The 20,092-nt window shown below is 68.2% G+C and carries 17 protein-coding genes and 2 tRNA genes; 8 read left to right on the plus strand and 11 right to left on the minus strand.

The annotated features are described in order from the left end of the window. Positions 1–88 precede the first annotated feature (88 nt). The 3 genes from J2S35_RS05045 to J2S35_RS05055 all read right to left on the minus strand — a co-directional run bounded on the left by J2S35_RS05045 (position 89) and on the right by J2S35_RS05055 (position 5,718). The gene (locus J2S35_RS05045; RefSeq protein WP_309850520.1) at positions 89–1,765 is read right to left on the minus strand and encodes an RNA-binding domain-containing protein; all 1,677 of its coding nucleotides are present in this window, start codon (positions 1,763–1,765) and stop codon (positions 89–91) included. A 265-nt stretch (positions 1,766–2,030) separates the two neighbouring features. After that, the gene (locus J2S35_RS05050) at positions 2,031–3,710 is read right to left on the minus strand and encodes an FAD-binding dehydrogenase (protein WP_309850523.1); all 1,680 of its coding nucleotides are present in this window, start codon (positions 3,708–3,710) and stop codon (positions 2,031–2,033) included. Positions 3,711–3,834: 124 nt separating this feature from the next. Next, positions 3,835–5,718, minus strand: a complete 1,884-nt coding sequence (locus J2S35_RS05055) for a Na+/H+ antiporter (RefSeq protein WP_309850526.1) — start codon at positions 5,716–5,718, stop codon at positions 3,835–3,837. A gap of 591 nt (positions 5,719–6,309) precedes the next feature. Here J2S35_RS05055 and rpf point away from each other — a divergent pair. From rpf to J2S35_RS05080, 5 genes are all read left to right on the plus strand, one after another. Further along, on the plus strand, positions 6,310–7,038 hold the full coding sequence (rpf, locus tag J2S35_RS05060; RefSeq protein ID WP_309850529.1) for a resuscitation-promoting factor Rpf: 729 nt from the start codon (positions 6,310–6,312) through the stop codon (positions 7,036–7,038). A 215-nt stretch (positions 7,039–7,253) separates the two neighbouring features. Next, positions 7,254–8,414 (plus strand): lipid II:glycine glycyltransferase FemX, encoded by a 1,161-nt coding sequence (locus J2S35_RS05065; protein ID WP_309850532.1) that lies wholly within the window; start codon positions 7,254–7,256, stop codon positions 8,412–8,414. A gap of 283 nt (positions 8,415–8,697) precedes the next feature. Next, entirely contained in the window at positions 8,698–9,846 is a 1,149-nt protein-coding gene (locus tag J2S35_RS05070) for a lipid II:glycine glycyltransferase FemX (RefSeq protein ID WP_309850535.1), read from the plus strand. 1 nt (position 9,847) lies between these two features. After that, positions 9,848–10,360: a DUF3817 domain-containing protein gene (locus tag J2S35_RS05075; protein ID WP_309850537.1), complete on the plus strand. Its 513-nt coding sequence runs from the start codon at positions 9,848–9,850 to the stop codon at positions 10,358–10,360. Between the two features lie 41 nt (positions 10,361–10,401). Then, positions 10,402–11,934, plus strand: coding sequence for an MDR family MFS transporter (locus J2S35_RS05080; protein ID WP_309850540.1), 1,533 nt, complete (start codon positions 10,402–10,404; stop codon positions 11,932–11,934). On the opposite strand, the gene J2S35_RS05085 is transcribed toward J2S35_RS05080, so the two are convergent. Continuing rightward, complete coding sequence (locus J2S35_RS05085; protein ID WP_309850543.1) at positions 11,924–12,220, minus strand: antibiotic biosynthesis monooxygenase family protein; 297 nt, start codon at positions 12,218–12,220, stop codon at positions 11,924–11,926. The genes J2S35_RS05080 and J2S35_RS05085 overlap by 11 nt on opposite strands. 46 nt (positions 12,221–12,266) lie before the next feature. On the opposite strand from J2S35_RS05085, the gene J2S35_RS05090 reads away from it, so the two are divergent. Then, positions 12,267–12,752 (plus strand): SRPBCC family protein, encoded by a 486-nt coding sequence (locus tag J2S35_RS05090; protein WP_309850546.1) that lies wholly within the window; start codon positions 12,267–12,269, stop codon positions 12,750–12,752. A gap of 16 nt (positions 12,753–12,768) precedes the next feature. Here J2S35_RS05090 and J2S35_RS05095 read toward each other — a convergent pair whose 3' ends face one another. The 4 genes from J2S35_RS05095 to J2S35_RS05110 all read right to left on the minus strand — a co-directional run bounded on the left by J2S35_RS05095 (position 12,769) and on the right by J2S35_RS05110 (position 17,168). Further along, complete coding sequence (locus J2S35_RS05095; protein ID WP_309850548.1) at positions 12,769–13,797, minus strand: ornithine cyclodeaminase; 1,029 nt, start codon at positions 13,795–13,797, stop codon at positions 12,769–12,771. A gap of 137 nt (positions 13,798–13,934) precedes the next feature. Further along, on the minus strand, positions 13,935–15,461 hold the full coding sequence (locus tag J2S35_RS05100) for an amino acid permease (protein ID WP_309850551.1): 1,527 nt from the start codon (positions 15,459–15,461) through the stop codon (positions 13,935–13,937). A 547-nt stretch (positions 15,462–16,008) separates the two neighbouring features. Next, positions 16,009–16,494 (minus strand): rhomboid family intramembrane serine protease, encoded by a 486-nt coding sequence (locus J2S35_RS05105; protein ID WP_309850553.1) that lies wholly within the window; start codon positions 16,492–16,494, stop codon positions 16,009–16,011. A gap of 146 nt (positions 16,495–16,640) precedes the next feature. Continuing rightward, positions 16,641–17,168 carry a peptidylprolyl isomerase gene (locus J2S35_RS05110; RefSeq protein WP_309850556.1) on the minus strand — a complete coding sequence of 176 codons (528 nt, stop codon included), beginning with the start codon at positions 17,166–17,168 and terminating at the stop codon, positions 16,641–16,643. 154 nt (positions 17,169–17,322) lie between these two features. Between J2S35_RS05110 and J2S35_RS05115 the strand changes: the two genes are divergently transcribed. After that, positions 17,323–18,096 (plus strand): hypothetical protein, encoded by a 774-nt coding sequence (locus J2S35_RS05115; RefSeq protein WP_309850559.1) that lies wholly within the window; start codon positions 17,323–17,325, stop codon positions 18,094–18,096. Positions 18,097–18,349: 253 nt separating this feature from the next. Continuing rightward, positions 18,350–18,994 carry a YdhK family protein gene (locus J2S35_RS05120; RefSeq protein WP_407649784.1) on the plus strand — a complete coding sequence of 215 codons (645 nt, stop codon included), beginning with the start codon at positions 18,350–18,352 and terminating at the stop codon, positions 18,992–18,994. A 105-nt stretch (positions 18,995–19,099) separates the two neighbouring features. Here the strand turns inward: J2S35_RS05120 and J2S35_RS05125 are convergent, their stop codons facing one another. The 3 genes from J2S35_RS05125 to J2S35_RS05135 form a co-directional block, all read right to left on the minus strand. Next, a complete protein-coding gene (locus J2S35_RS05125) occupies positions 19,100–19,624 on the minus strand; it encodes a DUF805 domain-containing protein (RefSeq protein ID WP_309850564.1) in 525 nt (174 codons plus the stop codon). 188 nt (positions 19,625–19,812) lie between these two features. After that, positions 19,813–19,885, minus strand: a tRNA-Ala gene (locus J2S35_RS05130). A 55-nt stretch (positions 19,886–19,940) separates the two neighbouring features. Then, positions 19,941–20,014 (minus strand) — tRNA-Ile (locus J2S35_RS05135). Between the last annotated feature and the right edge of the window lie 78 nt (positions 20,015–20,092).

Genomic DNA, 20,092 nt, shown 5'->3' on the forward strand with positions numbered 1-20,092 from the left:
GGCTCACCGGCGAGCGGCGGTCAGGCTGGCCTCATCCGCCCCCGTCCCCGCCTCTCCCACTCCCGTTCCGGGGCGGGTTTCGCACGTTTTAGGCCGGGTTTTTGGTTGAAATTCGCCGCCCAACGGGGTCAAGGAGGGGCGTAGGGCGCTCGGGGGCGCCGGCGGGGGCCGCGGTGAGCTCGTACGTCGTCGTCCTCTCCCCCTGGCCGCCGTTCATACGGAGCACCCCTGCGTCGAGGAGCGCACCCACCGCATACCGCACCTGGCCAGGTGAGAGGGAAGCAGCCGCCCGGAGCTCGGAGAATCGCAGGGGCCGGCCGGCCTGGGCCAGCGCGGCGAGGATCACGGGGCCGTTCTTGGTCGTGGCGGCCGCCGCGTGCGCTGAGGCTGCCGCGGGGGTGGGGGCGGCGGCACCGTCGTCGTCCGCCTGGGACATGTCAGGCAGGGCCGGGACCTGCTCCGGAACCCCGGAGACGGAGCCCGTCCCGGACGAGGTCCCGGCGCGGGGCGCTGTCTCGCCGTCGCGCACCGGCGCCCAGAGCGTGACCTTGAACTGGACGCCGGTGTCATCAAGGGCCGGCGGGAGGAGGCCCGCGCGTGCTGAGGCGCGGTGGACGAGACGCAGCCCGCCGCCTTCGCCCTCGACGACCGCGTCGCCATCCCGTGTGCGGAGCTTCTTGGCGATCGCGTAGAGACGCTGATTGACCGCCGCCTGGGCGTGCTCCTCGCTGCGCAGCTGCTCGACAGAGACGTTCTTGAGCCCCCCAGGGCTGACGATGAACAGGCCCCTCGGAGTGAGGCGAATCTGGATGCTCTTGCCCGCACCGAGCGTGTCAGGACCAAGATCCCGGTGGACCAGCGCGTTGGCGACGAGCTCACGGACGGCGTCCAGGGGATACTCCGGGACCGAGCGCATGTGCCCGCTCTCGCGGTAGGCCTGGACTGTGGGGACGTTCTGGGCCACCCAGTCCATGATCTCCTCAAGCAGCGCCGGGATGGGCCCCGTGAAGTCCTGGAGGTTGCGCGTGCGGCCCCCGGACGCGCTGTACGGCAGCTGCACCGCCGCGGTCACGGTGAGGGACGGCTCCTCCCCCTGGGGGTAGCGCCCCATGGCGTACAGACCAGCCAGCGTGAGCGAGCCCGAGGCGGTGGTGACTCCCGTCTGGCGGAGAATTGCCGCGTCATCCTCGTCCCTGAGGCGCGGATTCGAGCGGCGCACCTCACTCAGGTAGTCGGCGAGGATCCCCGGATCCAGGTCATCCGCGGTCTGGCCGTTGACGGGGGTTCGGTCATAGTGGACCGCCTCGTCAGCGTGGAGCTTCTGGACCTCGATCATGCGGAGCTCGTGGGGCTGCATGGGATAGTCCCCGTCAGCTTGGCGGAGGTAGGCCCGGCCGCGCGTCTCGGCCGGGCGTTCGGTCAAAGGCAGGGGGACGACGTCCGCGATGACCACGGGCCGGCCATCGACGACGAGCGTCTCGATCTCCACGTGCGGGGAGGGGTTGACGGCTGTGCGGGCCTGCGCGGCGAGGCCCTGGGCCAGTCGCGCGGGGTCCTCGACCCCGGTGACCTCCAGGCCGCGAGCCTCGTCCACACCCAAGACAATGGTTCCGCCGCGAGGCATGTTCGCGAAAGCGCAGATCGTCTCGGCACATGACTGCGGAAGCCCGCCTGCCGCGCGCTTGAGCTCGAGATGCGTCGAGTCCCCGCGATGGATCCTGAGGGCGGCCAGAGCCTCCGTGAGGCGGTCAACGGTCCACGTCATAGCGCCAAAGTACAACTCATACTGTCAAAGTGCAACTGAAACTGTAAGACTTGAAGTGCACCAAGTTCTACTTTTGCACTTTGACTTTCGCTGACTTGCCTCTAGACCCGCCTCCCCCTCTCCTCTCCTATTCGGCGGCGAGTCTCGCACGGTTTCAGGCGGGTTCGTGGTCGGAAATCGCCACGCAACGGGGGCCCCGTCGGGAATCGCCACGCAACGGGGGACCCGTCGGAAGTCGCCACGCAACGGGGGGCCCGGGCGCGGATCAGCTGCGCGCGATGACGTCGCGGCCCGCCCGCAGACCCGAGAACAGGCAGCCGCCGAGGAACGTGCCCTCAAGCGAGCGGTACCCGTGGACGCCGCCGCCGCCGAACCCGGCAGCCTCGCCCGCGGCGTACAGCCCCGGCACGGGCTCGCCGTCGTGCCCCAGCACCCGGGACCCGAGGTCCGTGTGGAGGCCGCCCAGCGTCTTGCGCGTCAGGACGTGCAGCTTCACGGCGATCAGGCCCCCGGCCTCCGGGTCGAGGAGGCGGTGCGGCTTGGCGGTCCGGATGAGGCGGTCCCCGATGTAGTTGCGGGCGCCGCGCAGCGCCGTGACCTGAAGGTCCTTCGTGAAGGGGTTCGCGATCTCCCGGTCACGGGCCTCGATCTCGAGCGCGACCTGCTCGCCGTCCAGCACCTCCCCGCCCTCGAGGGCCTGCATCTTCCGCACCAGGTCCTCCACCGTGTCCGCCTGGACGAAGTCCTCGCCGTGGTCCAAGAACGCCTGCACAGGCCCCGGGATGCCCTGCGTGGCGCGGGAGAGCACCGCTTTGACGGACTTGCCCGTCAGGTCCGGGTTCTGCTCCTGGCCGGAGAGGGCGAACTCCTTGGCGATGATCGCAGGGGTGAGGACAAACCACGAGTGGTCGTGGCCCGTGGTGCGCAGGTGCTCCAGCGTGCCCAGCGTGTCGAACCCGGGGAACAGCGGGACGGGCAGGCGGCGCCCGGTGGCGTCGAGCCAGAGGGAGCTTGGGCCGGGCAGGATGCGAATGCCGTGGTTCTTCCACACCGGGTCCCAGTTCTTGATGCCCTCAACGTAGTGCCACATACGGTCCTCGTTGATGACCGCGCCACCGGCCTGCCGGGCGATCTGAATGCCGCGGCCGTCCACGTACGCGGGAACGCCCGCAACCATGTCCTTCGGCGCGGCGCCCAGGCGCTCGGGCCAGGCGGCCCTCACCGCGTCCAGGCTGCCTCCAATTCCTCCCGTGGCGACGACGACGGCGGGGCCGCTCAACTCGAACTCGCCCGCGGGCTCGCGCGAGGTTGCGGTGCCGCGAGGCGCGTCGTCGTGCGCCAAAACCGTCCCCTTGACCCCGGCGACAGCGCCGCCAGAGGTGAGGATCTCATCCACCTGGTGACGGAAGAGGAAGTCCAGGCGACCGATGGCCTCCTGGGCGCGGCAGCGGCGCGCAAGAACCTCCACGAGCTCGGGGCCCGTGCCCCAGGTGATGTGGAAGCGGGGCACGGAATTGCCGTGCGAGCGGGCGAGACCGGAGCCGCGCTCAGCCCAGCCGACGACAGGGAAGAGGCGGTGGCCCTGCTGCTTGAGCCACTCCCGCTTGGGGCCAGCCGCCCACTCGACGTAGGCCTTGGCCCACTCGCGGGGCCAGTGGTCCTCGGGGCGGTCGAACCCCGCCGAGCCCTCCCAGTCCTGCCAGGCGAGCTCCGCGGAGTCCTTGATGCCCAGGCGGCGCTGCTCCGGCGAGTCCACGAGGAACAGACCGCCGAAGGACCAGAAGGCCTGGCCGCCGAGGCTCTGCGGGCCCTCCTGCTCAAGGACGGCGACGCGGAGGCCTGCCTCTGCCGCTTCGGCGGCCGCCGTGAGGCCCGCAAGCCCGGCGCCGATGACGATGAGGTCGTAGGGAGAAGAGCTGGTGCGCGATCCGGAGGTGTGGCTCATGACACAGAAGTGTACGTCGGGGCGGCCACTTCCCACCCGCGTTCCGGGGCGGGTTTCGCACGCTGGGGGCCCATTTCTGTGCGAACCTCGCCGCGGAACGGGAGGGGAGGGGCCCGGGGTGGCGCTAGGAGAGGAGGTGGTCCACGTTGCACCAGCGCCAGGCCTCGCCCGGCTCGAAGGACCGCAGCACGGGGTGGCCCGACTCCTTGAAGTGCTTGGTCATGTGCTCGCCCGGGGACGAGTCGCAGCAGCCCACGTACCCGCACTGCATGCACAGGCGCAGGTGGACGGGGGTGAGGCCCTCGGCCTCGCAGTCCTCGCACACGTCGGAGAGGGGCGCGGGGTCCCAGCCGTCCGTGTCCACGAGGTGCACGCACCGGTCCGTCATCACCTGGTCGTCGGCCTCCGGCTCGAGGGTCTCCGCGGCCTCAGCCGACTCAAGGCCCGCCTCTTCCACATCCAGCCCCGCGAGCACCTTCTGCAGCACCTCGTAGTCGACGCTGCGCTCGTTGCCCATGGTCAGAGCCTCGGCTCGCTGCGCCTTGATCATCTCGAGCCTGTAGCGGCGGTAGAGGTGTGACGGCGCCTCCCCGTCGGACTGACGCCCGAGCCGCTCCCACACGCGGTTGGCGAGCACCTGATTGAGGGTGTCGAGGCGGTCGATGACGGCCTGATCCGACTCGTTCTCCGGCTTGCCATCGGCAGCCGCCACCTCGTCGAGGCGCTTCTTTCCCGTGACCGCCAGGCGCTGAATGATGTGCGCCTCTTGGAGGATCTCGCTGCGGACGCCCGCCCCGACGACGCCCAGCTTCCGCACGACCCACGGCATCGACAGCCCCTGCACGAGCAGAGACGCGACGGTCACGAAGAGCGCCGCCAGGACGATGACGTCCCGGTACGGGGTGTCCTCGGGGATGAGGAAGACGGACGCCAGGGTCACCACGCCGCGCATGCCCGCGAACGAGAGCACGAAGGCCTGCTGCCAGCTGAGGTTCTGCTGGCCCCGCCGATGCCGGCCGAAGAATCCGAGGTAGGAGGAGAACACCCAGACGAACCGCGCGGCCACCACGCCCAGGTAGATGACGACGACGGCGATCCACGTGCTGGCCGTGTCGTGATGGGCGTCGTGAACCCCTTCAACAATCTGGCTGGCTTGGAGTCCGATGAGGAAGAAGACGGAGTGCTCGAGGAGGAAGGAGATCGTCCGCCAGTTGACGGACTGGGCCAGGCGCGCGGACGCCGTCTGGACGACGGGGGCCTTGTGGCCGATGACGAGGCCCGCGATGACGACGGCGAGCACACCCGAGGCGTGGATCTCCTCGGCCGGGACGAACGCGAGCCAGGGGGTGATGAGAGAGACGCCCGTGGCGATCGTCGTGTCGTTCGTCAGCGTGTGCACCTTGTTGACGAGGAAGCCGACGACGACACCGATGAGGATGCCGCCGCCGACAGAGATGAGGAAGCCCAGGGCCACGCCGCCGGGGCTGGCCTGCTGCGAGATCGCGGAGATGGCGGTCGTCAGCAGGACGAGGGCCGTGGCGTCGTTGAGGAGGGACTCGCCCTCGAGGAGCGTCATGACGCGGCGCGGGAGGCCGAGCTTCTTGCCGATGGCCATGGCGGCGACCGCGTCAGGGGGGCCGACGACGGCGCCGAGGGCCAGGGCCGCCGCGAACCCGATGGGCAGGAGCCACCAGGCGATCAGGCCTGTGACGAAGGCCGTGAAGACGACGAGTCCAACGGACAGGCGGATGATCGGCTTGATCTCGGCACGGAAGTCCGGGAGGGAGACGTTGACGGCCGCCGCGTAGAGGATGGGCGGCAGGATGACGAGAAGGACGAGCTCCGGCTCCAGGGCCTCCACGTGGACGAACGGCAGGAAGGACACGCCGATTCCGAGGACGGTGAGGATCAGGGCGGCGTTGACGCCGGACCGCTCCCCCAGGGGGCGGGCCATGAGGACGACGACGACCACTGCCACGAGGGTCATGAGGACTTGGACGAGGTGCAAAGGAGTCCGTTCCGGCGAGCTGCCCGTGGGGAGTGCCTGGGGAGAGGGTCACGAAGCGGTGACGTTCGGCGGTCCTGGGGAGCGGATCGGGTGGGGAACGGGCCGCAACGATGGGGCTGATCACACTTCCACAGGAGGCGCGGCTCGCGTGGAACGAGGCCGGCTCCATCTTATCCACATGGTTGTGAATAAGTGGACAGCGATCGGTCTCCCCCGCCACGACGCCGATGCGGACGTGAACTACATCGATGTAAGAAATCCACACTGTGGATAACGCCTGTGGATAACTACCCTCATCCCCGGGGAAACCTGGAGGTCACCTGAAGGTCACGAGACGCGCGGGTGCTTGACATTCGATAACAGTCCGATAACGTGGAGGCAACAGCGCCCCTCGTGGGTGCCCCTCACGAGAGGGACAACTGGCTGGTTTCATACTTCCCCGGCCGGACAGTAAGCAATGCAGGGTCTGCCCACACCACACGCCCCCAGAATGGCAGACACCGGAACTGACCTCTTATCATCGGCGGTTGGCGGGCGGCGCAGTGAAGACCGGGGACGGTCTGAGCGTAGGTGACCCTCGGAGCATTCACCATGAAGACTTTCACCATGAACCGTACGGTCCGCGGCGGCGCAGCAGCGCTCGCCCTGGCAGGCGTCTCCCTCGGGTTCGCCGGCACCTCCGCTCAGGCAGCGGATGCCTCCACCTGGGACGCCCTCGCGCAGTGCGAGTCCGGCGGCAACTGGGCCATCAACACGGGCAACGGCTTCTACGGCGGCCTGCAGTTCACGCAGCAGTCCTGGAACGGCGTTGGCATGAGCGGCTCCCCCGCGAACGCCAGCCGTGAGCAGCAGATCCAGGCCGGCGAGCGCCTCCTCGCGCTCCAGGGCTGGGGCGCATGGCCCGCTTGCTCCGCCAAGCTTGGCCTCTACGGCAAGGCTGGCGCTTCCTCGGCCGCCGCTGCCGCTCCGGTCCAGCAGGCTGCCGCTGTCCAGGCCCCCGCCGCCGCTCTCCAGGCCCCGGCCTACAAGGCTCCGGCCGCACAGGCCCCCGTTGCCCAGGCACCGGCTGCTCAGGCTCCCGCCGCACAGGCACCCGCGGCACAGGCACCTGTTGCTCAGGCACCCGCCGCACAGGCTCCGGCCACCGCAGGCGAGACCTTCGAGTACACGATCCAGGCTGGCGACACCCTCTCCGCTCTCGCGGAGAAGTACAACGTCGAGGGTGGCTGGAAGGCCCTCTACGAGCTGAACAAGGACACGGTCATCCACGCCGACCTCATCATCACGGGCCACAAGCTCAACATCCCGGTCGCCAAGTAAGGCATCCCCTCCAGGACTCCGAGCTCTAGAGTTCGGACCCTCAGAGGCCACACGATCCCGTCCTGCACCCCTGCGGGGCGGGATCGCGCGGTCTCAGGCCGCGCCACCCCCTCCCCTCCTCATATCGGCGAAGCGCGCGCGCCTGCCCCGACTTACCCGATGACGCCCTTCTGCTGCGCTCCCTGCCAGCGGACGGCGCCAGACGACAGGACCCCATGAATTCCTCGCGACTCACCGTTGAACCCGTGTCAGCTTCCGAGCACGAATCCACGATTGCGGCCCTACCGGTTGAGCTGCACGTGCCCTTTGAGCAGTCTGCCGCGTGGGCGGGGGTGGATATCGCCAACGGCGCCCGCAGCCACTACGCCTTCCTCCACTTCAAGCGCGAGGGCGAGCTCGTGGCCTTTGCGTCCGTGGACCGCTACGTGCGGCGCACCCGCGAGTCCCTCGTCGTCATGGCGGGCCCGGTCTTCACGGTGGAGCGCACGCCCGCCCTGGAGAAGGCCGTTGTCGAGGCCCTCGCTGAACACGCTCGCCAGGACCCGACGATCAACCCCATGTACCTGCGCGTCTTCCTCGACTACCCGGATGCCGTGCCGGGCACGGTCCGCTCGATCGAGCGCGGCCTGTACGAGCGCGAGGTCGTCGTCGAGCTCGGCAAGTCCCCCGAGGCGCTCAAGAAGTCCTTCTCCTCCACCGCTCGCACGCGGATCAACCGGGCGGCTCGCGCCGGCGTCGAGGTCCGCGAGATCACGGAGAACCGGGGCGAGGTCTTCCGCACGGAGTGCTTCCCCATCATGGAGGAGACTGCCAGCCGGGATGCGTTCAGCCTCCTGCCTGCCGCGCATTACGTCTCCGTCCTTGAGGACGCTCCGGAGTACTCACGCCTGTACGTCGCCTACGCTCCTGCGTCCGACGACGCTCCGGAGGCCGCCGAGAAGATCCCCGTCGCGTGGATGCTGACCACCGAATACCACGGGCGCGGCTGCTACCTCTACGGCGCCTCGAACCACAGGGCCCAGGAGACGAGTGCGATGTTCGCGCTCATGCACACGATCCTGCTCCGCCTGACGGAGACGGGCAACCGGGAGGTGGGCCTGACGGGGATTACCTCGGAGCGCTTCCCGGAGCTCAAGGGCGTGGAGAACTTCAAGCTGCGCTTCTCCAAGCGGATCGACGAGCTTCCCCGCCTCTTCGATGTCCCCCTCCAGCCGCTCAAGTACCGCGCCCTGCGCGCGGCGCTGCTCACGAGGTCTCAGGGACCGGCTCTCGCGCGGGACGCCGTGAGCCGAGCCAAGGACCTGGCCGGCAAGGCGCGCGCCGCCGTGACGCGCCCGAAGGCCGGCGCAGCCCAGGAGAGCATCGCGAAGAACTAGGGCAAGCATGCCTGATCATCGGCCCGGGTGGAGCAGCGCTCCGCCCGGGCCGACTCCGTCTTGGGCTCAGAAGCTGGCGGCGGAGAGCCACCCCAGCCGAGACCTCTCCAGCTAGGCGCAGGAATGCTCTCTCCACCGCGGCGCTGACGCGGCGTGAACGCCACGACTCAGACCGTGGCTTGATACGCCGCGATCACATCCGCCCGATAGACTGGCCAGGATCCCCGCCCCCACCCGCGCCTTCGTGCGCCGCGCCATACCCGGCGCTGAGAAAGGCCATCCTGTGACAGGACCCTCGTCCCGCCTCTACGACCTCGAGCTTGTCTCCCCGGTTGAATTCGACGCGATCGTCGATTCCCTGGCTGGCTCGGTGTATGTCCCGTTCGAGCAGAGCGGCATCTGGACGCGCATGATGGACGGCAGCGACCCGGGCCGCAGTGAGTACGGCTACATCGTCATGCGAGAGCACGGGGAGCTGGTTGCTCTCATGCGGGCCGAGCACTTTCAGCGAAAGATCCGCTCCTCCATCGTCTCCCTCACGGGCCCCGTCTTCGTCGCCGAGCGCACGCCGGAGGCCGAGCGGCGCTTCGTCGAGACCCTGGCCAATCACCTGAAGCGTGACCCCTCCGTGGACCCCATGTACATCCGCATGGGCGTGGCCCACCCCGAGGCCATCCCGGGCACGCGCCTGGCCATCGAGCGCGGCATCTTCGACCGCGAGGTCATCGTCCCCCTCGCGAACACGCCGGAGGACCTCAAGAAGACGTTCTCCTCGACGACGCGCAACCTCATCAACCGGGGGCGCCGCAACCGGGTCGAGGTCCGCGAGATCACGGAGAACCGTTCCGAGTTCTTCTCCCGCTGGTGCTTCCCCATCTTCGAGGAGACCGCTGAGCGGGACGGCTTCGAGGTCCAGCCCAAGCACTTCTTCGTCCGACTCCTCGACGTCATGCCGGAGAACGTGCGCCTCTACGCCACGTATCTGCCCGCCGCCGAGGGCGAGCCGGCCCCGGAGGCCCCCGTGGCGTGGGCCATCTCCAACGAATACCACGGCCGCGGCTCCTACTACTTCGCCGGCTCGACCAAGGCCGCGCAGAAGGCCGGCGTCATGCCCGTCATGCTCAACCGCCTCCTCCTGGACCTGCGGGCCAGCGGCAACACCGCAGCCGGCCTGACCGGCATCGGCTCCGAGATCTGGCCCGAGCTCCGGCGCCTGGAGCGCTTCAAGCTCTCCTTCTCCAAGGAGATCGCCGAGTACCCGCCGCTGCACGATGTCCCCCTCAAGCCGGCGAAGTACGCGGCCCTGCGCGCGTGGCTCACGGCCCGCCAGAAGGGCCCCGCCGCTGCGCGGTCCGCCGTCTCCCGCATGCGTGAGGCGGCCCAGCGCGCCCGGCGCGGTGGTGCTTCCCAGGAGCCCCTGGCACACTCATAATGTGACGCTCGCAGACCCCGCACCCCAGCTCATGTCCCCCGTCCGCCTCTACCGGCTCGTCGCCCGCGCCGAAGCCGTGACATGGGCCCTCCTCCTGATCGGCATGGCGTTGAAGTACGTCACCAAGACCACGGAGCTCGGCGTCCGCATTGGCGGGCTCCTCCACGGGATCGTCTTCATCTCCTATGTCGTCGTGACCGTGGCCGTGTGGATTGACAGCCGCTGGTCCCTCGGCCGGGGCCTGCTCGGCCTGGGCTCGTCCATCCTGCCCTTCGCCACGCTGCCGTTCGAGAGCGATGTCGAGGCCAAGGGGAAGATCCTGCCCACGTGGCGCCTCGCCTCCCCCAGCGATCATGCCCGCCCGGGCCAGCAGGGAACACCGCGCAGCTTCCCCGAGCGGGTCCTTGCCGGGCTCCTGGCCCACCCCTCCCGCGCGGTTGTGGTGGGCGTGGCCCTCGTCGTCGTCCTCACCGTTCTGGCGCTCCTGGTGGGTCCGCCGGGGTCCTCCGCCTGAGGCACAGGAGGAGGACCCAACCGCACCTATAGACTGTCCCGGTGCCTCACCCGGAAAACACGCCCAAGATCCCCCTGCCCTCTGACGAATCCGCCCGCCTCGAGGCCGTCCCCGAAGCCGCCCCCGAGACCCCCGCCATGACGGATCAGCAGACGGACGACCAGCGCAACGCCCTCCCAGTCATCGTCATCCTCCTCTGCGCCACCTTCGTCGTCATCCTCAACGAGACGCTCATGAACGTGGCTCTCCCCCACCTCATGGTGAGCCTGTCCATCGCCGAGGTCTCCACGGTCCAGTGGGTGGCCACCGCGTTCATGCTGACCATGAGCGTCGTCATCCCGACCACGGGCTTCCTCCTGTCCCGCCTCACCACCCGGCAGACGTTCACCCTGGCCATGGGCCTCTTCACCCTGGGCACTGTGGTCTGCGCGGCGGCCCCGAGCTTCCCGGTGCTCATTGTGGGGCGCGTCATCCAGGCGTCCGGCACCGCGGTCATGATGCCCCTGCTCATGACGACGATCCTCCAGCTCGTCCCCCTCAACCGACGCGGCGCCGTCATGGGCAACGCGTCCATCGCCATCTCGGTGGCGCCCGCCGTGGGCCCGGCCCTCTCCGGCCTCATCCTGCAGCACTTCGAGTGGCGCTTCCTCTTCGTCTTCATGCTGCCGGTGGCCCTTCTCATGCTTGCGGCGGGCCTGCTGCGCCTCAAGAACGTTGGCGTGCAGACGTCTCGCCCGCTGGACTGGCCCTCGGTTCTGCTCACGATCCCGGGCTTCGGCGGGTTCGTCTACGGCATCAACGAGATCGCCGTGAACCCGGGGCCGGCCACGATCGTGTCCCTCGTCGTCGGCCTCGTGTGCATCGTGCTCTTCTGCCGCCGCCAGCTCGCGCTGACGAAGGGCGGCGAGCCGCTTCTGGACCTGCGCGTCTTCACGTTCGCGCCGTTCGCCAAGGGACTCGCGCTCATGTCCATCTCGATGATCGCGATGTTCGGCACGATCATCCTCTTCCCGCTCTACATGCAGCAGCTTCTCGGCAAGGACTCGCTCACCACGGGCCTGCTCATGCTGCCGGGCGGGCTCATCATGGGCCTGGCCGCCCCGCCCGTGGGCCGCCTCTTCGACCGGATCGGCGCGCGCCCCCTCGTTCTCACGGGCACGAGCATCCTCGTCGTTACTGCGCTCGTCATGTCCCGCTTCGATTCCGGGACGTCCATGTGGCTGGGTCTCGCGGTCTACACGGTGTTCTCGTTCGGCCTGGCGCTCATCTTCACGCCGACGTTCACCTACTCCCTCAACCCGCTCCCCCCTCGCCTGTACTCGCACGGCTCGGCGACTCTCTCGTCCATCCAGCAGCTTGCGGGCGGCCTCGGCGTCGCGCTCCTGACCGGAGTGATGCAGGCGAGCCGTCTCGCCGCGCTCAGGCACGGGGACGGCACGCCGGCCGCCCAGGTCTCGGCCGCTGAGGCCGGCCTGGGGGCCGCGTTCCTCGTGGCTGCGGGCTTCGCGGTCCTGGGCGTGATCCTCGCCTTCAGGATGACGACGACGCCGGCCGCCGCCGAGCCTAAGCCGTGACGACGGGCCGGTAGTGCTCCACCACGGGCTTGGGCTCGTAGAAGTGGTGGAGGGCCGCGCGCCACTGCTCAAACAGCTCGGACCCGCGGAAGCCCTCGGTGTGGGCCTCGAGGGTCTCCCACGTGACGACGAGCAGGTAGGTGCTCGGGGACTCCACCCCGCGCGAGACCTGGAGGCTGAGGAAGCCGGGCGAGGCGCTGATGAAGTCCTTCGCCGTGGCGAGGGCCTCCTCGAACTCCTCCTCGCGGCCGGGAATGACAGGAAGCAGTGCGGATTCGACGATCATGCTTCCAGTCTCCCACCGTGGCGCCCCGGCCCGTAGGATCGGGGGCATGTCTCACTTTGAAATCACCCGCATGACAGAGATCGACGCGCCCCTGGACCGAGTCCACGCGCTCGTGAACACGCTCCGCGAATGGGAGCGCTGGTCCCCGTGGCAGGACGCCGACCCCGACATGCGGCAGGACTACTCCGGCCCCGCGTCCGGCGAGGGCGCGACGATGCACTGGGCCGGCAATGCCAAGGCCGGCGAGGGCATCATGCGGATCGTCTCCTCCGCGCCGCACCTCATCCAGGTGGGCCTGACCTTCCTCAAGCCCTTCAAGGCGGAGAACACGGTGGCGTTCACGTTGGAGCCGCTCGGCGCCGGCGAGGGCGCCGGGGCCAACGGCGACGGCACCCGGGTCATGTGGACCATGACGGGGGAGCAGACCTGGTTCGAGCGCCTCATGTTCCGTGTCATGTCCATGGAGCGGCGCCTCGCGGCAGACTTCGACAAGGGCCTGGCCCGCCTCAAGGCCGAGGCCGAGGCGGGCTGAGGCCCGTCGTCGTGCCTCAGCCGACGGGCTTGAGGGCGTTGACGAGCGAGTAGAGGTCCTTCGGGTCCTCCGGCTCGGCCACGAGCTCGATGAACTGCTGGAGGTCCGTGTCCTTGGTCCAGTCCCGCAGGCAGCGGAGCGCGGAGAAGTCGGAGATCGCGAAGCCCACGGAGTCGAAGAGCGTGACCTCCTCGGCGGACGTGCGGCCCGCGGCCTCGCCGGTGAGGACCTTCCAGAACTCGACGACGGGGAAGTCCGGCTCGACCTGCTGGATCTCGCCCTCGATGCGCGTCTGCTCCGGGTACTCGACGAAGACGGTGGAGCGACGCACTATGGCCTCCGCGAGCTCCGTCTTCCCCGGGCAGTCTCCTCCGACGGCGTTGAGGTGCACGCCGGGCGCGACGTGACGGTCCTCGAGGATCGTGTTCTGGGCCTTGTCCGCCGTGCACGTGGTGATGATGTCCGCGCCCTCGACCGCATCCTCCACGGAGCTGGACATGTGGACGGTGAAGCCGAGCGGCTCGAGGTTGCGGCGGGTCTTCTCCATGGCGTCGGCGTCGATGTCGAAGATCCGCAGCGTCTCGATGCCCAGGACGGAGCGGAAGCCGAGCGCCTGGAACTCGGACTGCGAGCCGGCGCCGATCATGGCCATGACCCGTGACTCGGGGCGGGCGAGCTTGCGGCCCACCATCGCGGAGACCGCCGCCGTCCGCAGGGCGGTCAGGAGCGTCATCTCCGCGAGGAAGGTCGGGTAGCCGTTGTCCACATCCGCGAGGACGCCGAAGGCGGTGACAGTCTGGAAGCCCCGGGCCGGGTTGAACGGGTGGCCGTTGACGTACTTGAAGGAGTACTCCTGCCCGTCGGAGGTCGGCATGAGCTCGATGACCCCGAACGGCGTGTGGCTGGCGATCCTCGGGATCTTGTCGAAGGACTGCCAGCGCGAGAAGTCCTTCTCCAGGTACTCGACCATGCGGCCGATGATCCGCTCCACGCCTTCGCGCTGGATCCATTTCGACATGTTCGTGACGTCAACGAACTGCGTCACCGTATCCTCCTTGATTCAGTGGGTCCCGCGGCGAGTCTGCGGCGCCGCGGACGTCTCTTTCAGGGTATCGGGCACCCCCGGGGCGGCCCATGAGGCGCAAGACCGGTCCACCCGACTCGCCGCCCCCGGCGCATGAGTCAGTGGCTGCCTGCGGCGTGTGAGCCCGTCCCCGAGGGTCCCCCGCGCCCGGCCCGGGAGATCTCCGCGAGGGAGACGGCGCCGGTGAAGCCCTCGCGGGCCGCGGCGATCTCACGCACGCGCGTCCGCACCATGAACCAGCCGCCGACGAGGATGGGCACGAGCAGGGCCATCGAGGCGAGCGTGTACGTTCCGACCGGGTAGTCGAACGCCATGAGGACAACGACGACCACGAGGAACGCGATGACGAGCCAGTCCAGGTACGGGCTCAGCGGCAGCCGGTAGGACGGCCAGCGGTAGAGACCCTTGCTCGCCTGGGAGACGAAGCGCGCGTGGGCCAGGGCGATCGACGCCCAGGCGGCCATCGTCCCGAGCGCCGCGATGTTGAGGACGATCTCGAACGCCTCCTCCGGGACGATGAAGTTCAGGCCGACGCCGACAAGGCCGACAGCGGCCGTGAGCCAGATGCCGCCGCTCGGCACGCCGCGCTTGTTGACGGTGCCCGCGAACTTCGGCGCGGAGCCGTTGACGGCCATCGAGTGGAGAATGCGGCCCGTGGAGTACATGCCGGCGTTGAGGGAGGACAGCGCGGCCGTGATGACGACGAGCTGCATGATGGGACCCGTGTACCCGACGCCGATGGACTCGAAGAACGTCACGAACGGCGACTCCTTGTCCGAGTACGACGAGTGCGGCAGGAGCAGGCACAGGAGCAGGACAGAGCCGACATAGAAGACGGCGATGCGGAAGATCACCGTGCGAATGGCACGCGGAACCACCTTCTCGGCGTTCTTGGTCTCCCCCGCCGTGGTTCCCACGAGCTCGATGCCCGCGTAGGCGAAGACGACGCCCTGGACCGCGATGAGCGCTGGCAGGACGCCGTTGGGGATGACTCCCCCGTTGTCCGTGATGAGGTGGAGGCCCGTGGGCTGGCCAGTCGGGGTGCCGAAGATGACGAAGCAGACGCCCACGATGAGGAACGTCACGAGCGCGCCGACCTTGATGAGGGCGAACCAGAACTCGAGCTCGCCGAAGAGCTTGACGGAGACGAGGTTCATGACGAGAACGAGCACAACCACGATGAGCGCCGTCAGGCCCTGCGGGATGCCGGCGATGAACTCGCTGTACTGGCCGAACCACGCCACGTAAATTGCGATGGCCGTCGCATCCGCCACCGCCGTCATGGCCCAGTTGAGCCAGTAGAGCCAGCCCGCCGCGTAGGCTGAGCGCTCCCCGTAGAACTCGCGCGTGTAGGAGACGAAGGAGCCGGAGGTCGGCCGGTAGCAGACGAGCTCCCCCAGGGCGCGGAGGATGAGGTAGCCGAAGAAGCCGCAGACGGCGTATACGATGGCCAGGGCGGGGCCCGCGTCATGCAAGCGGCCTCCCGCTCCGAGGAAGAGGCCGGTTCCAATGGCGGAGCCGATGGCAATCATCTGGATCTGACGCGGGCCGAGGTCCTTGGGGAGGCGGGCGTCGTCGTCCAGAGGCCGAACCGGGGGCGTCTGTGTGCTGGGTGCTGAATTCATCGTCATTGAGCTTTCAGTCAGGCGACGTGCCGACCCCATGGGCGCCGGCACCCAAACGATGTGATCCACCATACAGTACGTTCGTCATGATTCCGGGGATGGGCCGCGCCGCCACCCCCCCCGCCCTCCGGGGAGGTGTGCACAGAAGTTATCCACAGGTGTGGAGAAATCTTCGAGCGCCGGTTGAAGCCGCCCTCCGCATGGGCCGTTTCCACAGGAATGACAAGGATGGAATGACACCGATGTCAGATACCCACACTGTTGACAACCTCTGTGGACAACGCGGAACAGCCTTGATTTTCCGCCGCAGAGCCCTGCCTGCAGCCCCTGAGCAGCGATCGTGAGCCATCCTCCGCCCCCACCATTCACCACCCTGTGCACATAGTTATCCACAGGATGTGGAGAACCTGCGCGAATCCTCTCTTCGGCGCCCTACTTCCCCGCGCTTTCCGCCTTCTCACGCGCACAGGCGGCCTCCCTCTGGGAAGCCGCCTGTGGACATCGGGTGTGGAGGGCCAGTGGACGGCCCCGATGAGAGGGTGAAGATCTAGGCGATCCGCTCTCGCTTGAGACGGGGGCCGAGGACGAGCAGCCCCCAGAGAAGTCCCCCGATGAACCCGCCGAGATGCCCCTGCCAGGAGATGTTGGAGACGAGCAGCGGCATGAGTGCGTTGACGCCCAGGAGGACGAGAGTGCCACCGACGGGCATGCGCAAGCTTCGCTGCACGGCGAGGACGGCCCCGATGAGACCGAAGATCGCCCCCGAGAATCCGATCGTGTACGTGCCCGGGGCCTCGAGCAGGAGCACGCTCGTGCTCGCGGAGAGGATGCTCACGGTGAGCAGCCCGGCCATCCGGCCGGCCCCGATGAGCGGCTCGAGCATCCGCCCGAAGATCCACAGGGAGACGAGGTTGGTGCCGATGTGGGCGAACGAGTCTGGGTCGTGCAAGAACGCGTTGGTGACAACTGTCAGCGGCTCCTGAGCCACATACCCTGGCTTGAGGGCCCAGTCGTAGGCCAGCGCTGGCCGCACCAGTTCAGCTAAGTAAGCAAGTAGGCATATAACTTCTGCCGCATATGTAACAGGTGTGGAGACACGTGCGGCCCGCGCAGAGGACTGCGCGGGCCGCACGTGAATCCCAGAGTCTCCCGAAGGAGTCTGGTGCTCGCTCATGGGGGCTAAGCGACCTCGATGGACTCGATGACGACGTCCTCGACAGGGCGGTCGTTGCGGCCGGTCTTGACCGCGTTGAGCTCGTCGACGACCTTCTTGGAGGCCTCGTCCGCAACGGCGCCGAAGATCGTGTGGCGGCCGTTGAGCCACGGCGTCTGCGCCGTCGTGATGAAGAACTGCGAGCCGTTGGTGCCGGGGCCCGCGTTCGCCATGGCGAGGAGGTAGGGGCCGGTGAACTGGAGCTCAGGGTGGATCTCGTCCTCGAACTGGTAGCCCGGTCCCCCGAAGCCCTGGCCCAGGGGATCGCCGCCCTGAATCATGAAGTCCTTGATGATGCGGTGGAAGATCGTGCCGTCGTAGAGCGGCTTGCCGTTGTTCTTCTCTCCGGTCTGCGGGTGCGTCCACTCCTGCGAGCCGTTCGCGAGCCCCACGAAGTTCTTGACCGTCTTCGGGGCGTGGTTGCCGAAGAGATCGACGACGATGTCGCCGTGGTTGGTCTTGATCGTGGCCTGATTCGTTGCGATTGCATTCATAGGGACATCTTCGCATCCTTCTGCCCCTCTCCCCGAGGGTTCGACACGAGCGAACAGGAAGCGCCTCTCCCCCAGCGCGCCATACACCATTCCAAGCGAACGTCTAGACCGAGCAACTAGGCTGAGAGCACACATCGCTGACTAAGGAGTTCCCATGATCAAGAAGAAGAAGGTCCAGCCGGCGACGCTCGCCGAAGCCATCCAGAAGCAGTACGAGGACTACGCGCCTGCCGTTCAGGAGCGCATCCAGGACACGATCGACAAGGTCACCCCCGTTCTCCAGGACAAGCTCTCTGAGGCGCAGCCGAAGCTGCAGCACTTCGTCGAAGAGCTCGAGTCCCGTGGCCAGGACCTCCTTGAGCGTGCGGAGCACTCCCTGAACAAGGCTCAGAGCTCGGCTGAGGACGCGGCGAAGGACGCCAAGAAGAACGCCTCGTCCCTCGCGGACGACGCCCGGGCCAAGGCCCAGGACGCCAAGAAGACGGCCGGCAAGCGCGCCGAGCAGGCCCGCCTCAAGGCCCAGACCGAGGGCCTCGCCCCCGCCCAGGCCAAGGGCGCCCAGGCAGCCGACAAGGCTGCGGCCGCTCTCGCCGCCGTGACCATCCCCGCGGGCCTCGAGAAGGCCTCCAAGAAGGTCTCCGGCCGCTCCCTCAAGAAGGTCCAGAAGCAGGCGGCTGAGGCCGCGAAGCAGGCTGCGAAGGACGCGCGCAAGGCCTCCAAGCAGAACGCCAACGCCGGCAAGGGCAAGGGCGGCCTGGTCTTCGGCATGATCGTGACCGCGGCGGTTGCGGGCGTTGCCATCTGGAAGGCCATCCAGCCCATCGAGGACCCGTGGAAGCGCGCCACGACCATCGAGCCGAAGCCCACTGAGGCGGAGAAGGCTGCAGACGAGGCTCGCCAGACGGCCCGCCGCGCCGCCGGCGCCTAAGCAGGCCGCCCGGGACGCCGCTAGGCGAGCGTCGTCGAGCACTCCTGCCCCAGGCTGACACGAAGGACCCCGGACCCTCCACAGGGAGGTGCCGGGGTCCTTCTGCGCTGCGGACGGCAGGCGCCGGGCACAGGCGCTCCCATGGCCGACCAATACCCCATGGGGGTATGATGGGCGCGGCATGTCAGGGCAGGCGCGTGGCTGTCAGCGCCTGCGCGTCAAGTGGGCCCCGGCCCCGAAGATTGGAGTATTCATGCGCAACGCACGTGCGACATCCTGGGCCGCGGCGGTCGTGGGAGGAGCACTTGTCCTCGCCGGGTGTGGATCCGCCTCGGATCACGGACCGAATCACGCGGCGCCCTCGGCCAGCGCCTCGCACAGCCACCCGGGCTCCGGATCGGCCTCGCCATCGGCCTCGGCCTCGTCCTCGGAACAGGCCAGCGGACACTCCGGCAGCGGACACATGCACCACGCCGCAGACGGCGGGCCGGCGCCCGCAGGCATGAAGAAGGCCGAGAAGCCGACATACGCGGTGGGCTCCAGCGTGACCCTCACCGCGGACCACATGGAGGGCATGAAGGGCGCCAAAGCGAAGATCGTGGGCGCATACAAGACCACCGTCTACGCCGTGGACTACACGCCCACCGACGGCGGGGCTGTCGTCAAAGACCACCGCTGGGTGGTGCACGAAGAGCTCAAGGACCCCGGCGCCAAGCCGCTCGGAGACGGCAGCGCCATCACCATCCTCGCCGACCACATGCCCGGCATGAAGGGCGCCAAGGGGAACGTCGCGAGCTCGACGAGCCAGACGGTCTACATGGTGAACTACGAGGCGGGCGGCATGACGATGAAGAACCACAAGTGGGTCGTCGAGGACGAGATCAAACCGGCCAAATAGGGCTCGGGGAGGCACCACCCATGAACGAGGACGGGCGCAGGACCAGGGCTCGTGAGCCCCGATGCCTGCGCCCGGTGTCACCGCACGGATGGAAGCGGTGAAGAGCTAGACCCCGCGCACGTGGGGGGCGTCAAACCGGCGGCCCTCCGGGTTCGAGGGGAGCAGCATGAAGACGAGCAGGATGATGCCGCCGACGCCCGGGATCAGGCCGAGGAGGAACAGCCAGCCGCTGAAGCCCCCGTCATGGAAGCGACGCACAGTGAGCGCGATGTTCGGAATGAGCGTGGCCAGCCAGAAGATGAACGCGACGATCATGAGGATCGACCCCAGCGCGTTGGGGACCATCTCTGCGTTGGCCCCCGCGCCCGTAGACGTCGTGTACGTCTGAGCCTCCTGGACCTCCATGCCCGCAGTGGCGAAAATCGTGCCGAGGAGCGCGGCCACAAGGAAGCTGAAGAGCGCCACCCACCAGTACTCGCTGCGGCTCGAGCGGCCGTGGAAGCGGGCGTAGCGCTTGAAGTAGCGCGCTACGGCTTCACCGAACGATGCACCGTAGAGAGGACGGTCGAGGTCGGCGGGGTTCTTGACGCCGGGCTGGGCGGCAGCGGGGAATGCAGTGGGATTCGTCATGACACCCAGCTTAGTCACAGGTTGGCTCTCCTGCGGAAGCCGCCCCTGAGAAGAAAGACAGCTCAGGGGCCGTCCCTGCGCACATCCCCGGGGCGCGGCCGCTAGCCCGCTAGCCCCTCATCCCGGGGGAGACCTCGGCCGGGACGCAAAGAATCCCCGCCTCGGTGAGAGACGGGGATTCTTTTCTGTGGAGGCTAGGGGACTCGAACCCCTAACCCTCTGCTTGCAAAGCAGATGCGCTACCAATTGCGCCAAGCCCCCAAACAGGTGAACCCGCTGAGCCGCCAGGGGTGGCCTGACGAAACAGAAGGTTCAGTGGGCGTACCAGGACTTGAACCTGGGACCTCTTCGTTATCAGCGAAGCGCTCTAACCGCCTGAGCTATACGCCCTTCTTGGCCCTGCTGGACCGAGAAACTACTCTACCCGACACTGCCCCGGAACTCAAAATCGGCGCAGACGGGAGGTGG

The sequence above is a fragment of the Falsarthrobacter nasiphocae genome (assembly GCF_031456275.1).
Classification (GTDB): Bacteria; Actinomycetota; Actinomycetes; order Actinomycetales; family Micrococcaceae; genus Falsarthrobacter; species Falsarthrobacter nasiphocae.

Coding starts and splice junctions, on each gene's coding strand:
- J2S35_RS05045 (WP_309850520.1), bottom strand. CDS start 1,765: ATGACGTGGACCGTTGACCGCCTCACGGAGGCTCTGGCCGCCCTCAGG.
- J2S35_RS05050 (WP_309850523.1), bottom strand. CDS start 3,710: ATGAGCCACACCTCCGGATCGCGCACCAGCTCTTCTCCCTACGACCTC.
- rpf (WP_309850529.1), top strand. CDS start 6,310: ATGAAGACTTTCACCATGAACCGTACGGTCCGCGGCGGCGCAGCAGCG.
- J2S35_RS05065 (WP_309850532.1), top strand. CDS start 7,254: ATGAATTCCTCGCGACTCACCGTTGAACCCGTGTCAGCTTCCGAGCAC.
- J2S35_RS05085 (WP_309850543.1), bottom strand. CDS start 12,220: ATGATCGTCGAATCCGCACTGCTTCCTGTCATTCCCGGCCGCGAGGAG.
- J2S35_RS05090 (WP_309850546.1), top strand. CDS start 12,267: ATGTCTCACTTTGAAATCACCCGCATGACAGAGATCGACGCGCCCCTG.
- J2S35_RS05100 (WP_309850551.1), bottom strand. CDS start 15,461: ATGAATTCAGCACCCAGCACACAGACGCCCCCGGTTCGGCCTCTGGAC.
- J2S35_RS05110 (WP_309850556.1), bottom strand. CDS start 17,168: ATGAATGCAATCGCAACGAATCAGGCCACGATCAAGACCAACCACGGC.
- J2S35_RS05115 (WP_309850559.1), top strand. CDS start 17,323: ATGATCAAGAAGAAGAAGGTCCAGCCGGCGACGCTCGCCGAAGCCATC.
- J2S35_RS05120 (WP_407649784.1), top strand. CDS start 18,350: ATGCGCAACGCACGTGCGACATCCTGGGCCGCGGCGGTCGTGGGAGGA.
- J2S35_RS05125 (WP_309850564.1), bottom strand. CDS start 19,624: ATGACGAATCCCACTGCATTCCCCGCTGCCGCCCAGCCCGGCGTCAAG.